The sequence below is a fragment of the Pseudomonas sp. REB1044 genome, from assembly GCF_038813925.1.
Classification (GTDB): Bacteria; Pseudomonadota; Gammaproteobacteria; order Pseudomonadales; family Pseudomonadaceae; genus Aquipseudomonas; species Aquipseudomonas boreofloridensis.
The window spans coordinates 3555600-3578492 of the sequence record NZ_CP046139.1 but is presented as its reverse complement, the minus strand read 5'-3'; the positions used below and the strand labels follow the sequence as shown (position 1 = coordinate 3578492).

Genomic DNA, 22893 nt, shown 5'->3' with positions numbered 1-22893 from the left:
AAACTGCTGGGAGACTTGTTGTCGTATCTCCAGGAAATTCATCGATTCCGAGAAGTGGCGATCGGTTGGTTGTGAACCAAGGGCCTTGCCTAGTTGCGGACACAACTCTTGCGTATGGTGTCTAGATACATTGGGCAAGGAAGTTGATATAGGATCTCCTATCCAAAGGCATGGGTAGATGGGGAGTTTGGCCATCTCGACCCGCTGAACAGTGCTGAGTTTGACCGTCTGCTCTTCCAAAAGGTCGGTTCAGAAGCTGAAGCGCTGATTAAAGCAGGAGATACTGCCGGTGTCGCGTTGTCGAGGGCAGGTGTACCGGGGCGGGATTATGTGAGCGAGGCGTTCACCAATATAAGTGCGAAGGTGCCGAAATTCCCTGGGATAGAGCGGTTTGGCGAGGCCAAAGAGTATTTCACAGTGGTCGATCAGGGGGCGTTCATGCGAAAGGTAGAGCAGCTGTATGCTGACACAGGAACGCCGCTGACACCTCAGGTTAAAGGGATGATTGAAAACCTTGTCAGCAATGGAAAGAGATTTGATGTCCAGAATGGTGTTCCTGGGCTGCATGCCGAGGTCAGAGCGGTGAATAGCGCGCTTACTCGGTACCCCAAGGTATCAATTGATGATGTGAAAGTGGCCACCTACAAGCTGGCACCGAAGCAGGGTCAGGGGGATAAATTCGAGGCGTGCTCGAACTGTAGCGGTGTACTGAAGGATGCCGATGTGATTACCGGAAGGAAGCACTGATGATTATCAAAAGAAATGCGTTAAGCAACCAGGGCGGATTGTGGACTTTTCGGGGCGTACCCTACACCGGGGGGGCGTTGGAATTCTCGAATGGTCATGTGGTTGGAGGAGGTATGTATGAAGATGGCCGCTATGTTGATGTCTACCGCAGCGAGTTTATTATTGGGGAGGTGCGTAATGGTATTGAAATGGAGCGAGACTATACGGGGGAGCAGTTTTATTTGGGAGGCAGTGTCTACAACGGATTTTCCTATGAGTTCAGTGGGAATGTATGTGTCAGCGAGCGCTTGTATGAATATGGCTGGGTGATAGAGGAAGTAACATATTTCCCAGATGGACAGTTGCGAACTGTCGAGGTCGGGGAGGATGTTCCACAGAGCTATGAGTGGTTCGAAGGCGGTGGCCTGAAAGCGATGACGGTTCACCAGAATAATATTTTCATGTTTTCCTTAAAATTTTCATTGGAAGGTCTGACGCGGTTGACTCTGTTGGGTGACTATTTTTCTAAGCTACCGCAAGTGATCGGGTGCATAAGATTTCCTGTGTTGCGTGATAAAGCGGAGCTCTCCTCTCTTAAGTATGCGGCCCGGGTTTCACTCATTGGAGATGGTATTGACAAGGCTGTGGTTGACTACATTTTTATGGGGAAAAAGGAACGCTGTATCAGAGAGTTAGAGCTGGATGGTGTCAATGGTACACCGGAAATTCTGCAGTGTTTGAAAAATTATCAGCAGTTGAGTGTATTGAAAGTTGTGGCTGCTAAGGATTGCGTAGACTGGTGGCGTGAAGGCTGCGTCCAGTTTCAGGTACTTCATCCCGGATGTGAAGTATATTTAAATAATCGGAAGGTTAGTTTGGAGGGGTGATGGGGTGTTTGTTTTGTTCGTAGAATTGCCTTCCATATCGATCTGCAAGCCGGGTCGTTTCTGGTAGTCGATAGTGGCGTGTTGCATTTAATACCCAGTGACAGGCAGTTTCAAGGGAGATTCGGTGGCCGATTGAAACGAACACGGGTTTTACATTTTTTTGAGTCCTGAGCGCGGCCCCGATTAGCTCGTCGCCGTCGAACAGGCCTGATTGGCATCCCCTTTCATTAAGCGGAGGTGCGTATTCACCAATGAAGCGACTTTTCCCGCATCCAATAGTGGGAACGTCATAAAGTACCCCCAAGTGCGATGCCAAGCCAAACCGACGAGGGTGAGCTATACCTTGCCCGTCGCAGATGATCAGGTCAGGTCGGTGGGTTATAGTTGATAAGAGCTTTACGATAGAAGGCAGTTCTCGAAACGAAAAAAGACCAGGCATATAGGGAAACGAAGTAGTATCCGACCACGCATGCTCTTCGATGATTTCCAGGCTTTTTGCGTCAACCACAACAATAGAGGCTATGAGTGTATCGTTTTCTTTGTGGTAGGCGACATCGATGCCTGCGATACTTGAAATAGGCCCAAGCTGATCTTGCTTGATTACACGTTCAGATAGTCGTATCTGTAGATCGATAGCCTCGCTTGGGGTTATATCCCAAGGGTGTTGTATGACTGGCTGCATGTGGGCTGTTCTAGCTGAATTAAACGGGTGAGGTTATCGTCAACGATTCTTAAGATTATGCCATTTAAGTGGCAAATGACCAGCTGATTTACTATTGATATTGGACATGAAAAGCATGAAAGGGGCTAAACGTTGGGTGGATCTAGTTTTACTACTCTAATTTTGGTCCCTATGGGGTCGAAGGGATCAGGTAATCATGCAGGTCAAGCCGGTGGCGAGCAGGTGACCAAGGACCTGGTCGACACCGCTGCGCGCATCGAGGCGGCGAACGACCTGACGATCACGGCCGGACGGGACATCGACAGCGTGGGCGGGGTACTCAAAGCGGGTGGTGATACCAGGCTGGACGCCGGTCGCGACCTGTCCATCGGCAGCACAGTCTACGTTTTGATCATCTTCTCGACGGCGATATAACTACGTTAAAGAGAGTGGTGAGAGGGTTGGGCCAGGTGATCACTATTCAAGATCTCCAGATGTCCGTGTGATTGGAATCAGTGGTCAGTTGATTGCTGCGCTTCCAGCCCGGGCAGCGTCCAGCTTCTGCGAGCGGCTTGCTCGCGTGAGCCATGCCAACCCATCGATAGCAGCAGCGCATGGATACGCTACGAGGCTGCAAGGCCATCATTTATTTGACGCCACTATTTTGCCACCTTATCATCCGCGCCGGTTATTGGCACAACGCCATACAAAAGGACCTAACCGATGTGGCGTTTGGAACGCCGGGCCGCGCATTCGTTGCCGCCCACCTTCACTGACCCGGACACTGTCGTGTCGGCGCGCGTCGCCCTGATCGAGCCACGCACCGCCCACTACCCCCGTTTTCTGAAACCACCGGCCCCCGCCACCGATCGGGCAGCGCCGGTGCGTTTACGCCTGGACTTCTTTCTCTAATTTTTTCACCGCCCTCGGGCATCGGGATTTCACATGGACGTTCGTCAGTTCGCCTTTCTCGTGCGTCAGCCTTCGGCTGCCCTCAAAAGCCGTTCCCACTTCCTGGGGATGCCCAAGCGGGGTCTGGCGTTCATCCTGGCCAACGCCATGTTCTGGCAGCCGCTGCTGGTCCAGGCCGAGGGCATCGCGGTCAGCGGGCAGGGCACCACGCTCGGGCAAGCGGGCAATGGCGTGCCGATCGTCAACATCGCCGCGCCCAACGGCAGCGGCCTGTCGCACAACCAGTTTCAGGACTACAACGTCGGCGCCAACGGGGTCATTCTCAACAACGCCACCGGCCGTACCCAGGACACCCAACTGGGCGGCATCATCGTCGGCAACCCCAACTTCCAGGGCACGGCCGCGCAGATCATCCTCAACGAAGTCAATGGCGCCAACGCCAGCCAACTGCGCGGCTACACCGAAGTGGCCGGGCAGTCGGCCCATGTGATCGTCGCCAACCCGCACGGCATCACCTGCGACGGCTGCGGCTTCATCAACACGCCGCAGGCGACCTTGACCACCGGCAGGCCGGTGATCGAAAACGGCCAGCTCACCCGCTACCAGGTCGACCAGGGCAGCGTCGCCATCGAAGGCGCGGGCCTGAACGCCAGCAACGTCGACCGCTTCGAAGTCATCACCCGCGCTGCCCGCCTCAATGCGCAGATCCAGGCGAACAAGCTGACCATCGTCGCCGGGCGCAACGATGTCGAGGCCGGCACCCTCAACGCCACCGCGCGCGCTGCCGACGGCAGCCAGGCGCCGGACCTGGCCATCGACTCCTCGGCGCTGGGCGGCATGTACGTGGGCGCGGTCAAGCTGGTCGGTACCGAGGCCGGGGTCGGTGTGCGCATGGCCGGCGACATGATGTCCGGTGGCGATATCCAGATCGATGCGGCAGGGCAACTGCTGATGGGCCAGACCTCGGCAGCCACCACGGTCAACGTCAAAGCCCAGAGCCTCGACGTTCAGGGCGCCGTATATGCCGGCAGTGATCTGGCGCTGACCACCCAGGGCGCATTGACCAACCAGGGCACCTTGGCAGCCAGGAACAGCGTCACCTTGGACGCCGGCGGCCGCCTGACTAACCGCGGCATCATCGAGGCTGGCGTCAACGCGGACAACAGCCGCAACAGCCAAGGCGATGTGCAGCTCAAGACGCAGGCCTTCGATAACACCGGTAAGAGCGTCATCGCCAGTCGCGACCTGCGCGTGCAAACCGGTGAACTGATCAACCAGCGCGGCACCCTCAGCGCTGCGCGCAGCGCCCAACTGGCCGCGACCACCCTGGACAATCAGAACCAGGGCCGCGTGCTCAGCGCCGGCAATCTCGGCATCAGCGCCGATCAGTTGCTCAACAGCCAGGCTGGACTGGTCACCGCCTCCGGCCTGCTGACGGCGAACGTCGGCCAGTTGATCAACCGTCAGGGCGAGCTGTCGAGCCTCGGCCAGGCCAGCCTGCAGGTGGCGTCGCTGGATAACGTCGCCGGGCTGGTGTCGGCCGGACAAACCTTGAGCCTGAGTGCGCAAGGCGCCATCGACAACCAGGGCGGACGCATCGCCGCGCAGCAGGCCGTGCAGGTCAATGCCGCCTCGCTGAACAACAGCCAGCGCGGTGTGCTGACCAGCCAAGGCGCGCTCGGCGTCGAGGTGAGTGGCGCCCTGGCCAACCAACAGCAGGGGCGCATCGAGTCCACGGCGGGGGCGACGATCAAGGCCGCGGCGCTGGACAACCAGCAGGGCGGCAAGCTCAGCGGCCAGACCCTGAACCTCACGGCAGGCGCGGTGAACAACAGCGTCGGTGGCGAGATCGCCAGCGCACAAGGCACGAACGCCAACCTGGGCCGCCTCGATCAGCACGACGGCGGCCGCTTCTACAGCAATGGCGACCTGTACCTGAACCTAAACGAGGGCCAACTGGATAACCGCAGTGCCCTGATCAATGCCGCCGGGCAGTTGACCTTCGACCACCTCGACAGCGTCGACAACCGCCAGGGCGAAATCTCCAGTGCTCGTAGCTATTCGGTCACGGCGCGCACCCTCGACAACACGGCGGGCAAGCTGCTCAGCGACCAAGGCTTGATCCTCAGCATCGTCCAGACCTTGAACAACGGCGCCGGACTGATCGCCGCCAGCGGCCTGCAGATCGGTGCCGCCAGCCTGATCAATGACCAACAAGGCACCGTGCACAGTCGCGCGGCGCTGGACGCGCGTGTCGCGGGACTGTTCGACAACCGCAGCGGCAGCCTGACCAGCGCCGCCGCCAGCCAGCTCAGCGTCGGCAGCCTGAACAACGCGGGCGGCCGGGTATCCAGCCATTCCGGCTTGAGCCTGGACCTCAATCGCGGTCATCTGGACAACCAGTCCGGGGTGATCAGTGCGCCTGGCACACTGCTGCTGAACAACCTGACCACGGTCGATAACCGCAACGGCGCCGTCTCCAGCAGCAGCGCATTCTCCTTGCTGGCCGATGCGCTGGATAACCGGGGCGGTAAGGTGCAGAGCGACCAGTCGCTAAGCGTGGCGGCTGCGCAGGTGGTGAACAGCGCGGCGGGTCGTCTATCGGGTGCGTCGCTGCGGCTGAACGCCGACAGCCTCGACAACGGCAGCGGTCACTTGCTGGCCAACGACGGTTTGAGCCTGGACGTCGCGGGCGCATTGCTCAACCACAGTGGCGAGGTGCTGGCCCGTGACGTGCGGCTAACAGCCGGCTCGTTGGATAACACCCAGGGCCAGGTGCAGGCCGACCAGTCGTTGACGATCGACAGCGGCGCCCTTGGCAATCGCGCCGGCACGCTCGCCAGCGGCCAGACCCTGGCGCTGACCGCCAGCGCCCTGGACAACACCTCCGGCAAGGTGACCAGTGCGGCGGCGCTGACCGCCGCCATCTCCGGCAATCTGCTCAACCAGAGCGGGCTGATCAGCGCAAGCGCGGACCTGCAACTGAGCAGCGCCGACCTGAACAACCAGGCCGGCCAGATCAGTGCCGCCCACGCCCTGCGCCTGCGCACCGCGCAACTGGACAACAGCGCCGGTGGCCGTATCACCGGCAACACCCTCAGCGCCCAGGTGACGGGCCTGGACCAGCGCGGCGACGGGCGTTTGTACAGCCAGGGCGACTTGAGCCTGGACCTCGCTCGCGGCTTGTTGAATAACCAGGGGGGTGTGATCAGCGCGCCGGGCGCGTTGCGGCTGACCCAACTGGCGACCGTCGATAACCAAGGCGGCGAAATCTCCAGCGCCCGAGGCTTCAGCCTGCAAGCGGACAGCCTGGACAACCGCGCGGGCAAGGTGGTGAGCGAGCAAGCGCTCACCCTGCGCATCGCCCGTGCGCTCGAAAACGCCAAAGGCCTGATTTCGGCCTCAAGCCTGGACGCGCGCAGCGCCAGCCTAGGCAACCAGAACGGCACCCTGAGTGCGCGTGACGGCGTGATCCTGAACGTCGAGGGCCTGCTGGACAACCGCAGTGGCAAGCTCCTGGGCCGTGACCTGTCGCTGACCGCAGGTACGCTCGATAACAGCGACGGCCAAGCGCAAGGCGACACGCGCCTGACCGTCGCCAGCGGGGCGCTGATCAACCAGCGCGGCCGCCTGGTCTCGGCCAACACCGTCAGTCTCAGCGCTGCCAGCCTGGACAATACCGAGGGCACCCTCACCAGTGACGGCGCCCTGACCGCCATCATCGCCGCAGCCGTGCTCAACCAGGCCGGCCTGCTGGCAGCCACTGCCAACCTCGACCTGACCCTGGGCAGCCTCGACAACCAGCGCCAAGGGCGCGTCAGCAGCCAGGCCGACCTGAACCTGGCCGGCACCTCGCTCGACAACCGCAACGGCAGCCTGGCGGCGGTCGGTGTGCTCAAGCTCGATGCGACGCGCCTGGATAACCGCCAGGGCAATGTCTACGCCCAGCAGCGCCTGGACCTGGCGTTGGGTGCAGACCTGAACAACAGCCAACACGGCACCCTGCGCGGTGACGCCCAACTGAATCTGCGCGCCGGCCCGGTAGACAACAGCGAAGGCGGGCGCATCAGTGCCGGGCAGACGTTGATCGCCAGCGTCACCGGGCTGGACCAGCACAACGACGGTCGGCTGTCAGGCCAGGGCGACGTCAGCCTCGACCTCAATCGCGGCCACCTGAACAACCAGGGCGGCACCTTGACCGCACCGGGTCAGTTGCTGTTGAGCCACCTCGCCAGCGTCGATAACCAGGGCGGGGAAATCTCCAGCAGCCAGGCCTTCACCCTGGCTGCCGACACCCTGGACAACCGTGGTGCCAAGGTGCTCAGTGAACAGGCCCTGATCCTGCGCATCGCCCGTGCACTGGACAACACCCAAGGCTTGGTTTCAGCCAAGGCGTTGACCCTGCAGGCTGGCAGCCTGGACAACCAGAGCGGCCTGCTCAGCGCCAACCACGACCTGGCAGTGCAGGTCGGCGCGACGCTGGACAACCGCAGCGGTCGGGTACTGGCCCGCAGCGCCTCGGTGAAGGTGGGCGCTCTGGACAATCGCCTGGGCCTGCTGCAGAGCGACAGCCTGCTCGACCTCACCAGCCTTGGCGCCGTGGATAACCGCCAGGGCACGCTGTTCGCCGCCCAGGCCTTCGACCTCGACGCCGCCAGCCTGGACAACAGCACCGGCAAGCTGACCAGCGATGGGCGCTTGACCGCGACCCTCGCCGGTCAGTTGCTCAACCAGGCTGGCCTGTTCAGCGCGGGCAGCGACCTGCACCTGATCGCCGCCAGCCTGGACAACAGCGCCAAAGGCAGCCTGCACGCCAAGGGGCCGCTGGCGCTCACCGTGGGCGGCGCCTTGAACAACGCCCAAGGCGTGCTCGATAGCGACAGCACGCTGGTACTCACGGCGGGCCAAGTGGACAACAGCCGCGCAGGACGCATCAGCAGCCAGCAGCAACTCACGGCCTCCGTCACCGGCCTTGACCAGCACGATGGCGGTCGCCTGTATGGCCAGGCCGGTGTCAGCCTGGACCTGAATCACGGCCTGCTGAACAACCAGGGTGGCTTGATCCACGCGCCCGGCGCGCTGCTGCTGAGCCACCTGGCCGAGGTGGACAACCGCGCCGGGGAAATCTCCAGTGCCCAGGCGCTGAGCTTCGACGCCCAGAGCCTGGACAACCGCCGCGGCAAGCTGCTCAGCGAGCAAGGGCTGAGCGTGCGCATCGCCAAGGCGCTGGACAATGCCCAGGGCCTGGTGCGCGCGACTGCGCTGGATCTGCGGGCCAACACGCTGATCAATACGGCCGGTACGCTGAGCGCCGGCGACGACCTGACCGCCCAGGTCGAGGCGACACTCGATAACGGTCAGGGCGAGATTCTCGGCGCCACGACTCGCCTAGCCGGCACCACGCTGGACAACCGCTCCGGCCTGATTCAGGGCGACCAGCGGCTCACCCTCGCGGACTGGCAAGCGGTCGGTAACCGCAATGGCCGGCTCGTCACAGGCCAACGCTTCGACCTGAACGCCGCCCGCCTCGACAACACCCAAGGCACGCTCACCAGCGACGGAACGCTCGACGCCCTGATCAGCGGCCAGTTGCTCAACCAGGCCGGCCTGATCGGCGCCAGCGCGCAACTGCAACTGACCGCAGGCAGCTTCGACAACCAGGCCAAGGGCCGCCTGCTGGGCAAGCGCGACCTGAGCCTGACCGTCGGCCAATTCGACAACCGTGGCGGCAACGTCGCCGCAGTGAACCAATTGCAGTTCAAGGGCACGTCGCTGGATAACCGCGACGGTGGCCTGCTCAATGCGGGTCAGGGCATGACCCTGGCCCTCGACAGCCTGGACAACCGTGCCGGTGAGGTCTCCAGCGTCGGTGGCCTGACCCTCGCGGCCCGCGAGCTCGACAACAGCACTGGTGCGCGGCTGCTGGCCAATGACGCCCTGCAGGTGACCGTGCAGCGCCTGAACAACCAGCTCAAGGGCATCATCTCCGGGCAGCGCTCCGTCGAGTTGAACACGGCGCTGCTGGACAACAGCGGGCAGGGCAGCGTGTATGCCAAGGGCAACCTGTCCCTGCTCGCCAGCGGCCAGGTGCTCAACCAGCAAGGCGCGCTGCGCAGCGATGCGGGCCTGAACCTGCACGCCGACAGCCTCGACAACGGCAGCGGGCGCATCAGCAGCGCCGCACCGCTGGTTTTGGTCAGCACCGGCGCGCTGGGTAACCGCAACGGCGAGGTGCTCAGCGCCTCGACCCTGAGCCTGACCAGCGCCAGCCTCGACAACCAGAGCGGCACGCTCATCGGCGACGGGGCCGTGCAGGTCACCACCGGCGCCCTGAACAATCAGCAAGGTGGACGCCTCACCAGCGCCGACCGCCTCGACCTGGTGGCCGGGCAGGTGGACAACCGCGCCGCCGGTCGCATCGCCAGCGCCCACGCACTCACGGCCAGCCTCACCGGTCTCGACCAGCGCGGCGGCGGCAAGCTGTACAGCACCCGCGCCCTGACTCTGGACTTGAACCAGGGCACGTTGAACAACGCCGGTGGCTTGATCAATGCGCCCGGCCCGCTGGTACTGCGCAACCTCGCGCAGGTCATCAACCAGGGCGGCGAAATCTCCAGCCAGCAAGCCTTCGCCCTGGCGGCGCAGAGCCTGGACAACACCGACGGCAAACTGCTGAGCGACCACGGGCTGAGCCTGACGGTCGAGCGGGCGCTGCTCAACGTCAGAGGACAGATCACGGCCGCCGGACTCAAGGCCCAGGCGGGCCGTCTGGACAACAGCGAAGGCGTGTTCAGCAGCGAAGAAGACCTGGCCCTGTCGGTCAGCGACGCATTGCTCAACGTCGACGGCGAGCTGTCCAGCGCCGGCGCCAGCGTGGTCGATGCGCAGACCCTGAACAACCGCAACGGGCAGGTGATGGGCGACGTCAGCCTGGTGCTGACGACCCGAGGCGCGCTGCTCAACCAGGGCGGCACCCTGGGCGCCGCCGAGCGCTTGCAGGTGACGGCGGCGAGCCTGGACAACAGCCAGTCCGGCAGCCTGGTGAGTGACGGCAGCCTGACCGCGAAGGTCGATGGCCTGCTCGACAACCAGGACCAAGGCCGGGTCATGGCCAAAGGCGCCATGGCGGTGCAGGCCGGTGCGCTGGACAACCGGGGCGGGCGGGTGTCCGGGCAGGATCTGCTGACCCTGAGCGGTGATCGCCTGGACAACCGTGGCGGCGCGGTGCGCGCCAATCAGGCGCTCGACCTGGCCATCGGCGAGGTGGACAACCGCGCAGGCGTGCTCAACAGCAAGCAGGCCTTGGTGATCGTCAGCCAGACGCTGAGCAACCAGGCCGGGCTGATCAGCGCCGCAGGCCCGGTGCGCCTGACCGCGCAGCGTGTGGAAAACGGCACCGGCCGCATCGCCAGCCAGCGCGACCTGGACGCCAGCGTTGGCGTGCTCAATCAACAGGGCGGCGAGCTGGTGGCCCAGGGAGAACTGACCCTCACCGGCAGCGCCCTCGATAACCGCAACGGCGGTCTGGTGGGCGCCACAAAAGCGCTGAAACTCAAGGTGGACGCGGTCGATAACCGCGCCGGGGAGCTGTCCAGCCAGGCCGCTGCCGAGTTCAGCGGCCAGCGCCTGGACAACAGTGGCGGCAAGCTGCTCGCCGCCACCGCGCTGCAACTGGCCGTGGCTCAGGTCATCAACCAGGCCAAGGGCTTGGTGTTCGCCCAGGACACGCGCTTGACCGGCGCGAGCCTGGACAACGCCCAAGGCACCTTCGCCGGCCAGCGTTCGCTGGCGCTGGAGCTGACCGCCGCGCTGGACAACACCCAAGGCACACTCAGCAGCGAAGGCACGCTGCAACTGACCGGCGAGCGGATCGACAACACCGCTGGCCGTATCACCAGTGCCGACACGCTGACCCTCGACAGCACCGCTGCGCTGATCAACCAGGGCGGGGTGGTGGAAACCGCGCAGAGCCTGACGCTCAACAGCGCCAGCCTGGACAACAGCCAGCAGGGCCTGCTCAAGAGCCAAGGCGCCGCGCGCCTGACCACCGGCCAGTTCGACAACACCCAGGGCGGGCGCCTGATCGGTTCCGGGCCGCTCGATCTCACCGCGACGCAGCTCAGCAATGGCGGCCGTGTCGCCAGCGCCGGCACCCTCAACGCCAGCCTCACCGGCCTCACGCAACAAGGCGGCGAGCTGTTCAGCAACAGCCAACTGATCCTCGACCTGAACGGCGGTGACGCCACCAACAGCGGCGTGATCAACGCACCGATCCTGGTCCTGAAAAACCTCGGCAACCTCGACAACCGCCACGGCGAGCTCTCCAGCCAGAACGCCATCACCCTGGCCGCCCGCAGCCTGGACAACAGCCAGGGCAAGCTGATCAGCAACCAGGCACTGGTGCTGCGCATCGAACAGGCCCTGGCCAACGCCAAGGGCCACATCAGCGCCGCACGCCTCGACACCCGCAGCGCACGCCTGGACAACAGTGACGGTCTGCTCAGCAGCCGCAGTGGCCTGGACATCGTCGCCCGCGAAACGCTCGACAACCAGCGCGGCACCTTGATCGCCGACGGCCAATTGCTGCTGACCAGCGCCCAGTTGGACAACCGTGGCGGCGAGATCGCCGGCAAGGCCGACCTGAGCGTCAATGCCGCGCGCCTGGACAACCGCAGCGGCCAGTTGATCGGCACCCAGGCCGTGCAGGTCAGTGGCGCCAGCCTCGACAACCGGGGCGGTCTGGTCGGCGCCACAAAAGCGCTGAAACTCGACGTCGGTGCCGTGGATAACCGGGCCGGCGAGCTGACCAGCAACGCCGGCGTGAGCATCACCGGTCAGCACCTGGACAACAGCGACGCGGGCCAGGTGTTCGCCGCCGAGGGCCTGACGCTGAACGTCGAGCAGGTGCTCAACCGCCAGGGCGGTTCGCTCAGCGCCCAGCGCCTGGCGCTGACCGGCAGCCGCCTGGACAACACCGGCGGCACGCTGCTCAGCCAGCAGCCGTTGCGCCTGCAGGTGAGCGGCGAGCTGGACAACAGTTGGGGCCTGCTGAGCAGTGAAGACACTCTCGACATCGAGGCCGGCAGCCTGAACAACAGCCACGGCAGCCTGTCCAGCGCGCACGCCTTGAACGTGGCCCTCAATGGTCAGTTGAACAACCAGAGCGGCCAGTTGGTCAGCGACGGCGCCCTGGTGCTGAGCAGCACCGCGCTGGCCAACCAGCACGGCAGCATCAGCGCCAAAGGCGCGGTGACGGTGAGCGCCGGTACGCTGGACAACCAGGGCGGTCGCCTCAACAGCGGCGAGACCTTGCAGTTGACCAGCGGGCAATTGAACAACGGCGGCAGCATCGGCAGCGCCAAGGCCCTGACCGCGAGTGTCAGCGGGTTCGACCAGCAGGGCGGTACGCTCTTCAGCCACAGCGGCCTGAGCCTGGACCTGAACAACGGCGCGTTGAGCAACCAGAACGGTTTGATCAACGCCACAGGCCCACTGCTGTTGAGCAACCTCGCGGCAGTCAATAACCAGAACGGTGAAATCTCCAGTGCCCAAGCCTTCACCCTGGCCGCTCAGAGCCTGGACAACGGCAACGGCAAACTACTCAGCAACCAGGCCCTGGTCGTGCGCGTCGGCCAAGTGCTGGCCAACGTCAAAGGCCTGATCGGCGCCGCCCGCCTGGACGCGCACGCCGGCGCCGTGGACAACCGCGGCGGCACCCTGAGCAGTCGCAGCGACCTGCAACTGACCAGCGATGGCCTGCTCGACAACCAGGAGCAGGGCCTGATCAGCGCCAGCCAGACGCTGACCCTCAATACCGGCAACCTCAACAACCTCACCGGCAGCCTGCTCGGCGCGGCGGGCGTGACGCTCACCGCCATGGCCCTGGACAACAGCGGCGGTGGCCTGATCAACAGCCAGGGCACCCTGGACCTGAGCGCCGCCAGCCTGAACACCGGCAGCGGCGGTGAAGTGTCCGCCCGGGGCGCGATGGGCCTGAAGCTGAGCGCCCTGGCGCTGGCGGGCGGTCGGGTGATGGGCGAGCAGGGCGTGACCCTCGACCTCAACGACAGCGACCTGGACAACCGCAATGGCCAGATCCTGGCCAAGGGGCCGCTGACCCTCAAGCGCCTGCGCAGCTTCAACAACCAGAACGGCGAACTGTCCAGCCAGCGCAGCCTGACCCTGAGCACCGGCACCCTGGACAACAGCGGCGGCAAGCTGATCAGCAGCGAGGTGCTGACGGTCCAGGCCGCCAGGCTGATCAACCAGAACGGCCTGGTATCCGGCTGGCAAGGGCTGAGCGTCGGCGGCGGCAGCCTCGACAACCGCAACAACGGCACCCTGTCCAGCCGCAGCGGCGCGGTCGATGTGCGGCTCTCCGGCGAACTGCTCAATGCCGGAGCCGGCGCCCTGGTCAGCCAGGGCGCGCTGACCGTCAGCGCTGCCAGCCTGGACAACACCGGCGGCATCCTCTCCAGTGGCGCAGGGCAAACCCTGGTGGTCGGCGGCACGCTCGACAACGCCAGCGGCGGCCTGATCGACAGCGGCGCCGAGCTCGATGTACAGGCGGCCAGCCTGAACAACACCGCCGGCACCGTCACCGCCCAGCAGGCGCTGGCCGTCACCGCCACCGACCTGGGCAACCAGAACGGCACCCTGGTCAGCAATGGCCGCCTGACCCTCGACCTGCTGGGTCGCCTGGTCAACAACCAGGGCAAGCTCGCCAGCGCCGGAACGTTGCTGTTGCAGCGCGCCACGCAGGTGGACAACCAGGGCGGCCAGATCGCCAGCCAGGGCGTGCTGACGCTGCTGGCCGGCGGCATCGACAACCGCCAGCGCGGCACCCTCGCCGGCAAGGAGCGGGTGGCGATCACCAGCACCGGCGTGCTGCAGAACGATGCAGATGGCTTGATCTACAGCCAGGGCGCGGACGTGCACATCAGCGCGGCCAGCCTCAGCAACCGCGCTGGCGTGGTGCAGGGCCAGCAGGGCCTGGGCCTGAGCCTCACGGGCGACCTGGACAACGAAGGCGGCACGCTGCTGGCCCAGAGCGGCGACCTGAGCGCCGCCGCCAGCACCCTGAACAACCAGGGCGGTACGCTGGCCAGCGTGGCCGGGGCGCTCGATGCCCGCATTGGCGGCCAACTGCTCAACGGCGTCAACGCCGCCAACAAGGCGGGCGTGATCCAGGGACAGCGCTTGAACCTGATCGCCGCCAGCGTCGACAACCAGCGCGGCCGCATCGCCGCGCAAAACGGCGACGCGCTGATCAACGCCCGTTCCTTCGCCAACGCCCAGGGCGGCCTGTATGCCAAGCACCTGCTCCAGGTGGTGGGCGCCGCGCTCGACAACAGTACCGGTCAAATGGCGGCCAATCGCGTGGACCTGGGGCTCGACGGCCAGCTGGGCAACCGTGGCGGGATCATCGAAAGCGACAGCGTGCTCCACGTGCGCGCCAGCGCCGTCGATAACCAAGGCGGGCAGTTGCGTGCCCTGGGCAGCACCGGCAAGACCGACTTCCAACTGCTCGGCGGATTCGACAACCGCAATGGCCGACTCGAAACCCGCAACAGCGACCTAACCCTCAACGCCACTGGCTTGCAGAACCAGGGCGGTAGCCTGCTGCACAGCGGCAGCGGCACTTTTGAGATCGCTACCAGCAACCTCATCGACGCCGGCGGCACCCTGGTGACCCGAGGCGGCCTGACCCTGGCTGCCGACACCTGGACCAACAGCAGCGTGCTCCAGGCCGGGCGCCTGAACCTCAACGTCAACACCCTGAACCAGACCGCTAGCGGCCAGTTGCTGGCCTCCGACAGCCTGGTCGGCACGGGCGCCAACTGGAGCAACGACGGCCTGATCGCCAGCGATGGCACCGCGCAACTGACGCTGACCGGCCGCTACAGCAGCAACGGCCGCTACAGCAGCCTCGGCCAACTCGGCTTGAGCGCCGCCCAGGTAGACCTGAACAGTACGGCGTCCATCGCCAGCGGGCAGGACAGCACCCTGCGCGTGGGCGGCCAGCTCAACAACGCCGGGCGCCTGACCGCCGCTGGCAACCTGACCCTCGGCAGCGTCGGCATCGGCAACACCGGCACCCTGGCCAGCGGCGCCAACCTGACCCTCAGCGCCAACACCCTGCTCAACGACAAAGGCCTGATCACCAGCGGCGGCGACATGCAGTTGCTGGCCAACCGCTTCACCAACTCGTTCGCCGATGTGTACAGCCTGGGCAACGTGCTGATCGGCAAGGATGCCAGCCAGACCAAAGCCGAGTTGCTGGACAACCGCTCCAGCACCCTCGAAAGCGCGAAGAACCTGACGATCAACGCCATGACCGTCAATAACGTGCGTGATGTGCTGGAGTACTCGGCGCATGGAAAAAGCTATGCCAAGATCACCGAACTCGATTGCAGCCTGATTCCGGGGCCGGGATGCGACTTCCGCAAGAAGGGCCGTCGCAACGGCTTGTGGCAGATCGATGAAATCGACCGGTTGGAGGTCACGCGCAGCTCGGTAGCCTCGGCGCTGAGTAGTGGCGCAGACCTGCTGGTCAACGCCCAGACCCTCAACAATTACAGCAGCACCATCGCCGCGACCGGCAACCTCACCGCCAACGCGACCACCATCACGAACCAGGGTCTGCAAGCCCAGGAGATCAAGACCACCCGGACCTACTGGAACTTCGTAAAGCAAATCTTCGGTGCGACACAGGCAGCTGCCGACTTCAACGCGAAGAACAGCCCCAAACCGTCAGAGACGGTGGAAGCGGATCTTGCCTATTTCATCAGTCTCATGGGCGGCGGCAAGCTGTCGGAAAACACGACCATCCTCAACAGCGATGGCCAGTCTTACGATGCCGTCATCCAGGCGGGCGGCAATGTCACCCTGAGCGCTTCGCAGAACATCAACAACAGCGTGGTGCGTCCCTACTACGCCTACGTCGCGGCAGGCCGCAACACGACCGATACAGGCGCAGGTAGTCGCTATTCGACGGCGGTGTCCATCAACGCCCAGTTGCCGCCTGACCTGGCCCAGCAGCAGGTCAACCCGCTCGCGCTGCCCGGCTTCAGCCTACCCACCGGCCAAAACGGCCTGTTCCGTCTGAGCGGGCAGGGCGGCAACAGCGGGCAGGTGGCTCGAGGTTCCGCCGGGCCTGCCAGTTGGACCCTGGGCGCTGCCAGCGTCGGCCTGGAACAACGCCAGCAACGCCTGCCCGAAACCCAAGGCCGGACAATTCAACTCGACGACGTCGCCCAGGTGTCTGCCAGCAGCCGCCAGGTGTCGGTCACGGCCCGTGAGGCCAGCGGCATCCAGGCCAGCGTCAGCGCGATCAATGTGGGCGGTGTGAGCGATGCCGACGTCGGCACGCTGCAACCTGGCCGCAGCGGCGGCGGCACCATCACCCCAGTGGATGGCATCACCGCGCAGAACCCGGTCGATGGCTCGCGCCCGGCCGTCGACCTGTCCCGCCCGGACATCGACCTGTCCGGCCTGACCCCCGCCGAGCGCGATGCCCGCATCGTGCTGACCACGCCCGATCAACCGGTTTCCGACAGCAGCCGTCCGACCTTGAACGTCCCCGGCCTGTCCACCGCCGAGCGCGACACCCGCGTGGTCACCGTCGCACCGGACAGCGCCCGCCCAGACCTCAGCGTGCCCGGCGTCACGCCGCTGGCCTCTGCGACCCAGGTGTCCGTGGAGCGGCAGCAGCCTTCGACCGTGGCGACAGTGGTGCCGACCTCCCGCGAGTTCCTGCCCGCCGTCAGCCCCGCCGAGCAGCCTGTCGTGGACAGCACCGCCACCCGCCCGGCCGCCGTCACGGTCGAGCAGGTCGCCGCGAACCCGACGCCGGTCGCCAGCCAAACCCTTGAGCGAGTCCAGGGCCTTCCCGAAAAGCGTCCGGTCTCCCAGCCGCACAAGTACCTGATCGAAACCAATCCCGTGCTCACCGACATGAAGCAATTCATGAGCTCGGACTACCTGCTTTCGGGCCTGGGCTACAACCCGGACGAAAGCGCCAAGCGCCTGGGCGACGGCCTTTACGAACAGCGCCTGATCCAGCAAGCCGTGGTGGCCCGCACTGGCCAACGCTTCATCGACGGCCAAACCACCGACGAAAAGCTGTTCAAGCACCTGATGGATAACGCCATCGCCAGCCGTCAAACGCTGAACCTGGCCGTAGGCGTAACCCTCACCTCAGAGCAGGTCGCAGCGCTGACCCACGACATCGTCTGGCTGGAAACCCATGTGGTGAACGGCGAGGAAGTGTTGGTGCCGGTGCTGTACCTGGCCAACGCCAACAATCGCCTGGCCCCCAACGGCGCGCTGATAGCAGGCAGCGACGTCACCCTCATCGCCGGCCAGAACCTCACTAACGTCGGCACCTTGCGCGCCAGCAACAACCTGTCCGCCCAGGCCGGCAACGACATCATCAACGGCGGCCTGATCGAGGCAGGCAATCGCCTGGACCTGCTGGCCGGCAACAACATCGTCAATAAAGCCGGCGGCATCATCGCCGGCCGCGACGTGACCCTCACAGCCCTCAAGGGCGATGTGATCAACGAACGCACCGCCACTACCCACGCCAGCAGCGACGGGCGCACAAGCGAACGCCGTGACTTCCTCGACAGCGCTGCGCGCATCGAAGCGGCCAATGACCTGAGCATCGGCGCAGGTCGCGACGTCTCGAACCAGGGCAGCGTGCTGCAAAGCGGGCGTGACCTGACGATTCAGGCGGGCCGCGATGTGAGCTTCGGCGCCGTGGAGCAGGTGGAGAGCCGCGACAGCCGTGGTAAGCGTTACACCAACAGCAACAGCAGCGTGAAGCAGAACGGCTCGACGGTGACCGCAGGACGGGATTTGTCAGCGTTGGCCGGACGCGACCTCACCGCCATCGCTAGCCAGATCGACGCCAAGCGCGATGTGGCCATGGCGGCGACCGAAAACCTCAGCCTGAGCTCAGCGGCGGATGAACAGCATTCGGCGTTCAAGACGAAGAAGGCCAAGGGTCAGGAAGACCATGTGAGCCAGGTCGGCACGGCGGTGACGGCGGGCGGCGACGTGAGCCTGCGCGCTGGACAGGACCTGGCGATGACGGCCAGCCGGGTGTCGGCGGGGGATGAAGCGTATCTGGTGGCCGGTGGTCGGTTGGAGCTGCTGGCTGAGGCTGACAGTGACTACTCGCTGTATGACAAGAAGAGTAAAGGGAGTTTCGGTAGCAAGAAAACTAAGCGCGATGAAGTGACCGATGTGAAGTATGTCGGCAGCGCGGTATCGGCCGGGGCGATGTGACCCTCGCGAGTGGCGGGGATCAGCGGTATCAGGCGGCCACGCTTGAGAGTGGGAAGGATCTGACGCTGGAGAGTGGCGGAGGGATCGCGTTTGAAGGCGTGAAGGATCTGCATCAGGAGAGTCACGAGAAGAGCAAGTCGGATCTGGCGTGGAACAGTGCAAAGGGCAGAGGCAACACGGACGAAACTTTGCGCCAGAGTCAATTGGTTGCACAGGGCGAACTTGCAATCAAAGCTGCGGAAGGTTTGAAGATCGATGTGCGGCAGATCGATCAGCACACCGTGAGCCAGACCATCGACGCTATGGTTGCAGCCGATCCACAACTGGCATGGCTCAAGGAAGCCGAGGCGCGAGGCGATGTGGATTGGAAGCTCGTGAAGGAAACTCACGATGCCTACAAATACAGTCACTCTGGGCTGGGTCAGGGCGCCATGCTGGCGATCGTCATCGTCGTCACGGTGCTAACGGCGGGAAGCGGAACTGCAGCTGCCCTGGGCACTGCTGCTGGTAGCGCAGCACAAGGCGCAGCAGTGGCAGCCGGAATGTCCGCGACGACAGCAGCAACTATCGCAACAGCGGCCAACGCAGCAGCGGTTGCGGCCTTCTCTGCGGCAGTGTCTCAATCCGCGGTCAGCGTGATTAACAACAAGGGAAACATCGGGGCAGCGCTAAAAGACGTCACCTCTAAAGACAGCATGCAGAGCTATCTCGTCAGCGGGCTGGCTGCCGGATTTGCGGCGGGTGTTCTCGATAAAACGTTTGGGGTGGAGAAAGCGGACGTTACCAAAGCCACACATGGTTTCGAGTTGGGCACCGTGAGTGGCGCCAGCAAATTTGCGGGTTATACCTTCGCTGAAAGTGGCTTTGGAGCGGTCGCCAACACGGCCATCAAGGGTGGCAGCCTAGGCGACAATCTGGCTCACGCAGCCGTCAGCTCGGCAGCGGATGTGATCTCGGCAGGGATCTACAACCGTTTGGGTACGAAGTTGGAGTTCTCCGGGCTCCCGGCAAAAATGGGCGCTCATGCCCTGGTCGGTGGCTTGATCAGCGAATTGGCTGGAGGTGATTTCAAGACTGGTGCATTGGCGGCAGGCGCGAACGAGGCATTCGTCGCGTCGGTTGGCGACAAGATCTTCGACAACGGCATGCACGATCAACTGCTGGCCATGACCTCGCAACTGATCGGTCTCACGGTGGCAGCGGCGGCAGGCGGGTCGAGCAAGGATCAAGCTGTCGCTGGTTGGGTGGCTTCGCAAGCGACCAAGTACAACAGCCTGGATCATCCGACCGCCGAGAAGTTGCTGGATGAGTTGAAGGGCTGCAAAGCCAGCGGGGCGTGCGGCAGAGCACAAGTGGAAGGCATTGTCGGTCGCTATGAAAAGCTTTCTGCGGACCGGTCCAAAGCGATCCAGGGCTGCGAGTCCAGGGCCTGTGTAGAGGCTATCCAGGCCAACACTATCGCTATGAACGACCCCGTTGCGCAGGAACTGTTGGGTATGTTCAGGCGGACGGTGGCGTATGACGTCCCGGGCTTACTACAAGGTGATCCGAGCAACGTCGCAATGCCTTCTCTTGGGGTCGATAAGTGGGGAGGCTTATTCGTATCCGACAAGGACCTGATTCAGGCGAAATATATATCGGAAGGCTGGTTGACGCCTGCTGAGCATGGGGGATTGGAGAAGTGGGATAGGGAAACTGAGTGGCTGAATCGACTGGCCGGCAAACAATTGTCGGTCGAGGAGAAGGCGAGTAGGCTTGTTGAGCTTACTTCTATGGCTGGTATGGGCATCATCACTGGCCGTGGAACCGTAGGTGGTGCTGTTGGACAGGCTGGAGGTAAGCCGAAGGCTTCTACCAGTGGCGACACGTCAAAAAATTCTAACTCGACAGGCGAGTCGGATCGCGCGGAGACTGGTAGTGTTACAAGGCAAAATGTATCGGGTAGTGATCCGAAAGATGGAGTTCGGGATGGTTTCAGTGGGGGGAAACCAGCTGTTTCGAATGATCCGTATAACCCGAAGGCTGTTTCTGATAGATCTAAAGTCAATAGAGATTATTATGGTCAAGAAAATTCTGCTGATGATTTTTCTGCTGGTCTTCCAAACTATTCCACACATTCAACAGCGAAGAGCTATCAGTCAGCGGCACCACGAGATTTGAATGAGCAGATGCTGTGGAATAGAGTGATAGAAAACCCCTCTGCGGGCCGTGATACAAAACTAGCGGGCGATAAAGACTTCCCGAGGAGTGAGGGGTGGAGAAAAATGGAAGTAAGTCACCGTTTGCCTAGCGGAGACAACATAACAGTTCACTATCAGTACAACTCCGTTACAGACAAAGCATACGATATGAAAATCACCACGCCGCAACAGTTGCCACCTGTGCTGCAGCCCGGAAGGACCATTGAGTGATGTGTATATGATTGTTCGAGAAATTGGGCGAGAAAACCCTGTGCAGGTGTTTGGGATTTACTGGGTAGGTAACGAACGCTTCTACTGGGTCATTCCTTATAAAGGTTATAGTGGCTTAATGGCGCTCAGTGATCGAGAGGTCGTTATGATTGACTCTTCTTTATCAAGCGAATTCATTCTCTGTAAGGATGGGGATGGGAGTGATATGATTTTGCATTGGGCCGCAGAAGATTTGATTGAAGAGCTTGTGGGCGGTGATCCACTTGCAATGGTGGAGTTCTTAAGGCGCATTGAAGACTAATGACCCATAAGGGGTTGGTGCTGCTGAGAAGGGTGGAGAGCATCACTCTAAGGTAAAAATATTACTGTGTTACATGGCAAGTGAGAGGGGCGGGGTGGTTTAATAAATAAGTTAAATCTCTATTGAAAGACTGCTTTGTAGAGTATTCAATAGTCGGCAACGAGAATTTTGGTGACCTTGAACGGATAGAACTGGAAGGCTTGAATAAGCTGGCGACTGTAGAGTTTTGATCTGAAGGCTGGATGGGTACTGATATTTATGACTGTGCTTGTGATGAGCAGGTCATGAACATTTTGCTTTCTCTAGAAGAGAAATATCTTGTCCTTAAGGAATCTCCGATCAAGTCAGCACCGGCCATCTGACCTGTGGGGTATGTCAGAAATTTTGTGTTCGGGCATAACATGAGCAAGAGGTGCATGTATGCCAACCAAGAAGAAACCCCTGCGTGACCTACCAAAAATCCCCAAGGAGCTGCTTGAGCAGTTCGGTGAGGGCCTGATGACTGCGGAGGCTATCGAAGATGCCTCTGCGGCATTCAAGAAGGCGCTGATCGAACGGGCCTTGAACGCCGAGCTCAGTCACCATCTGGGGTATCTGCCGGGCGCGCAGCGTCCAGAGGATGAAACCAATCAGCGCAATGGCAGGACTGGCAAGACGGTTCTGACTGGAGAGGGGCCGCTGCGGCTGGATATCCCCCGTGATCGAGACGGTAGTTTTGCGCCCATCCTGATTCCCAAGCATGAACGCCGTTACACCGGCTTCGATGACAAGATCATCGCCATGTATGCCCGAGGCATGACCGTTCGGGAAATTCGCGCATTCATCTCTGAACAGTACGGAACGGATGTTTCGCACGACTTCATCAGTTCGGTCACGGCCGAGGTGATGGAGGAAATCGGCGCGTGGCAACAGCGGCCGCTGGAGCCGATGTACCCGGTCATTTTCTTTGATGCGCTGCGAGTCAAGATTCGCGAAGAAGGGCTTGTGCGCAACAAAGCGATTTACTTGGCGCTGGGCGTTCTACCCGATGGGACGCGCGATATTCTCGGGATCTGGATCGAAAATACCGAAGGTGCGAAGTTCTGGATGAAGGTCTTCAATGACCTTAAGACGCGCGGCGTTGAGGATGTGCTGATCGCCGTAACCGACGGCCTCAAAGGGATGCCAGATGCGCTAAGCGCCGTGTTTCCGGCCACCACGCTGCAAACATGTATTGTCCACTTGATCCGCAACAGTCTCGATTATGCAGCGTGGGATAAGCGTCGTGATCTGGCCAAAGCGCTCAAGCCGATCTATCAGGCCATCAACGCCGAGGCGGCTGAGCAGGCACTGGATGCCTTTGAAAACGGCCCTTGGGGCAAACAGTACCCAACGGTAGTTGCGGCATGGAGAAGAGCCTGGGATCGAGTGATTCCATTCTTTGTCTTCCCGTCGGGCATTCGAAAAGTGATCTATACGACCAACGCGATCGAAAGCATCAACGCCCAGCTACGCAAGATCATCAAAACGCGTGGTCACTTCCCAACGGATGAGGCCGCCACCAAGCTGATCTGGCTGGGGCTGCGGAACATCACGGCAAACTGGGGCTCAGCGGCCCATGACTGGAAAAATGCGATGAATCAATTCGCGATGCTGTACGGAGATCGATTTATCAGGCCGACCTGGTAAAAGCATGGCCAGCCTGACGGCAGGCCGTTATCG

9 protein-coding genes are annotated in these 22893 nt (G+C 62.5%); 8 read left to right on the top strand and 1 reads right to left on the bottom strand.

Annotated features, from left to right (window positions below; translation table 11 throughout):
• Positions 1-330: 330 nt before the first annotated feature.
• Entirely contained in the window at positions 331-747 is a 417-nt protein-coding gene (locus GKC70_RS16355) for a YwqJ-related putative deaminase (RefSeq protein ID WP_295483755.1), read from the top strand.
• The gene (locus GKC70_RS16350; RefSeq protein WP_342649293.1) at positions 747-1613 is read left to right on the top strand and encodes a hypothetical protein; all 867 of its coding nucleotides are present in this window, start codon (positions 747-749) and stop codon (positions 1611-1613) included. The genes GKC70_RS16355 and GKC70_RS16350 overlap by 1 nt, the downstream gene beginning before the upstream one ends.
• Here GKC70_RS16350 and nfi read toward each other — a convergent pair.
• Positions 1597-2295, bottom strand: a complete 699-nt coding sequence (nfi, locus tag GKC70_RS16345; protein WP_342649292.1) for a deoxyribonuclease V — start codon at positions 2293-2295, stop codon at positions 1597-1599. The genes GKC70_RS16350 and nfi overlap by 17 nt on opposite strands.
• A 222-nt stretch (positions 2296-2517) precedes the next feature.
• On the opposite strand from nfi, the gene GKC70_RS16340 reads away from it, so the two are divergent.
• From GKC70_RS16340 to GKC70_RS16315, 6 genes are all read left to right on the top strand, one after another.
• Positions 2518-2709 (top strand): hypothetical protein, encoded by a 192-nt coding sequence (locus GKC70_RS16340; RefSeq protein WP_342649291.1) that lies wholly within the window; start codon positions 2518-2520, stop codon positions 2707-2709.
• Positions 2710-2997: 288 nt separating this feature from the next.
• A complete protein-coding gene (locus GKC70_RS16335) occupies positions 2998-3186 on the top strand; it encodes a hypothetical protein (protein WP_342649290.1) in 189 nt (62 codons plus the stop codon).
• A 33-nt stretch (positions 3187-3219) separates the two neighbouring features.
• Positions 3220-18480, top strand: coding sequence for a filamentous hemagglutinin N-terminal domain-containing protein (locus GKC70_RS16330; RefSeq protein WP_342649289.1), 15261 nt, complete (start codon positions 3220-3222; stop codon positions 18478-18480).
• A 98-nt stretch (positions 18481-18578) separates the two neighbouring features.
• A complete protein-coding gene (locus tag GKC70_RS16325) occupies positions 18579-20891 on the top strand; it encodes a DUF637 domain-containing protein (protein WP_342649288.1) in 2313 nt (770 codons plus the stop codon).
• A gap of 1 nt (position 20892) precedes the next feature.
• On the top strand, positions 20893-21192 hold the full coding sequence (locus GKC70_RS16320) for a hypothetical protein (RefSeq protein WP_342651540.1): 300 nt from the start codon (positions 20893-20895) through the stop codon (positions 21190-21192).
• Between the two features lie 420 nt (positions 21193-21612).
• Positions 21613-22860, top strand: coding sequence for an IS256 family transposase (locus GKC70_RS16315; protein WP_342648733.1), 1248 nt, complete (start codon positions 21613-21615; stop codon positions 22858-22860).
• The last annotated feature ends 33 nt before the right edge of the window (positions 22861-22893 follow it).

Coding starts and splice junctions, on each gene's coding strand:
- GKC70_RS16330 (WP_342649289.1), top strand. CDS start 3,220: ATGGACGTTCGTCAGTTCGCCTTTCTCGTGCGTCAGCCTTCGGCTGCC.
- nfi (WP_342649292.1), bottom strand. CDS start 2,295: ATGCAGCCAGTCATACAACACCCTTGGGATATAACCCCAAGCGAGGCT.
- GKC70_RS16315 (WP_342648733.1), top strand. CDS start 21,613: ATGCCAACCAAGAAGAAACCCCTGCGTGACCTACCAAAAATCCCCAAG.
- GKC70_RS16350 (WP_342649293.1), top strand. CDS start 747: ATGATTATCAAAAGAAATGCGTTAAGCAACCAGGGCGGATTGTGGACT.
- GKC70_RS16335 (WP_342649290.1), top strand. CDS start 2,998: ATGTGGCGTTTGGAACGCCGGGCCGCGCATTCGTTGCCGCCCACCTTC.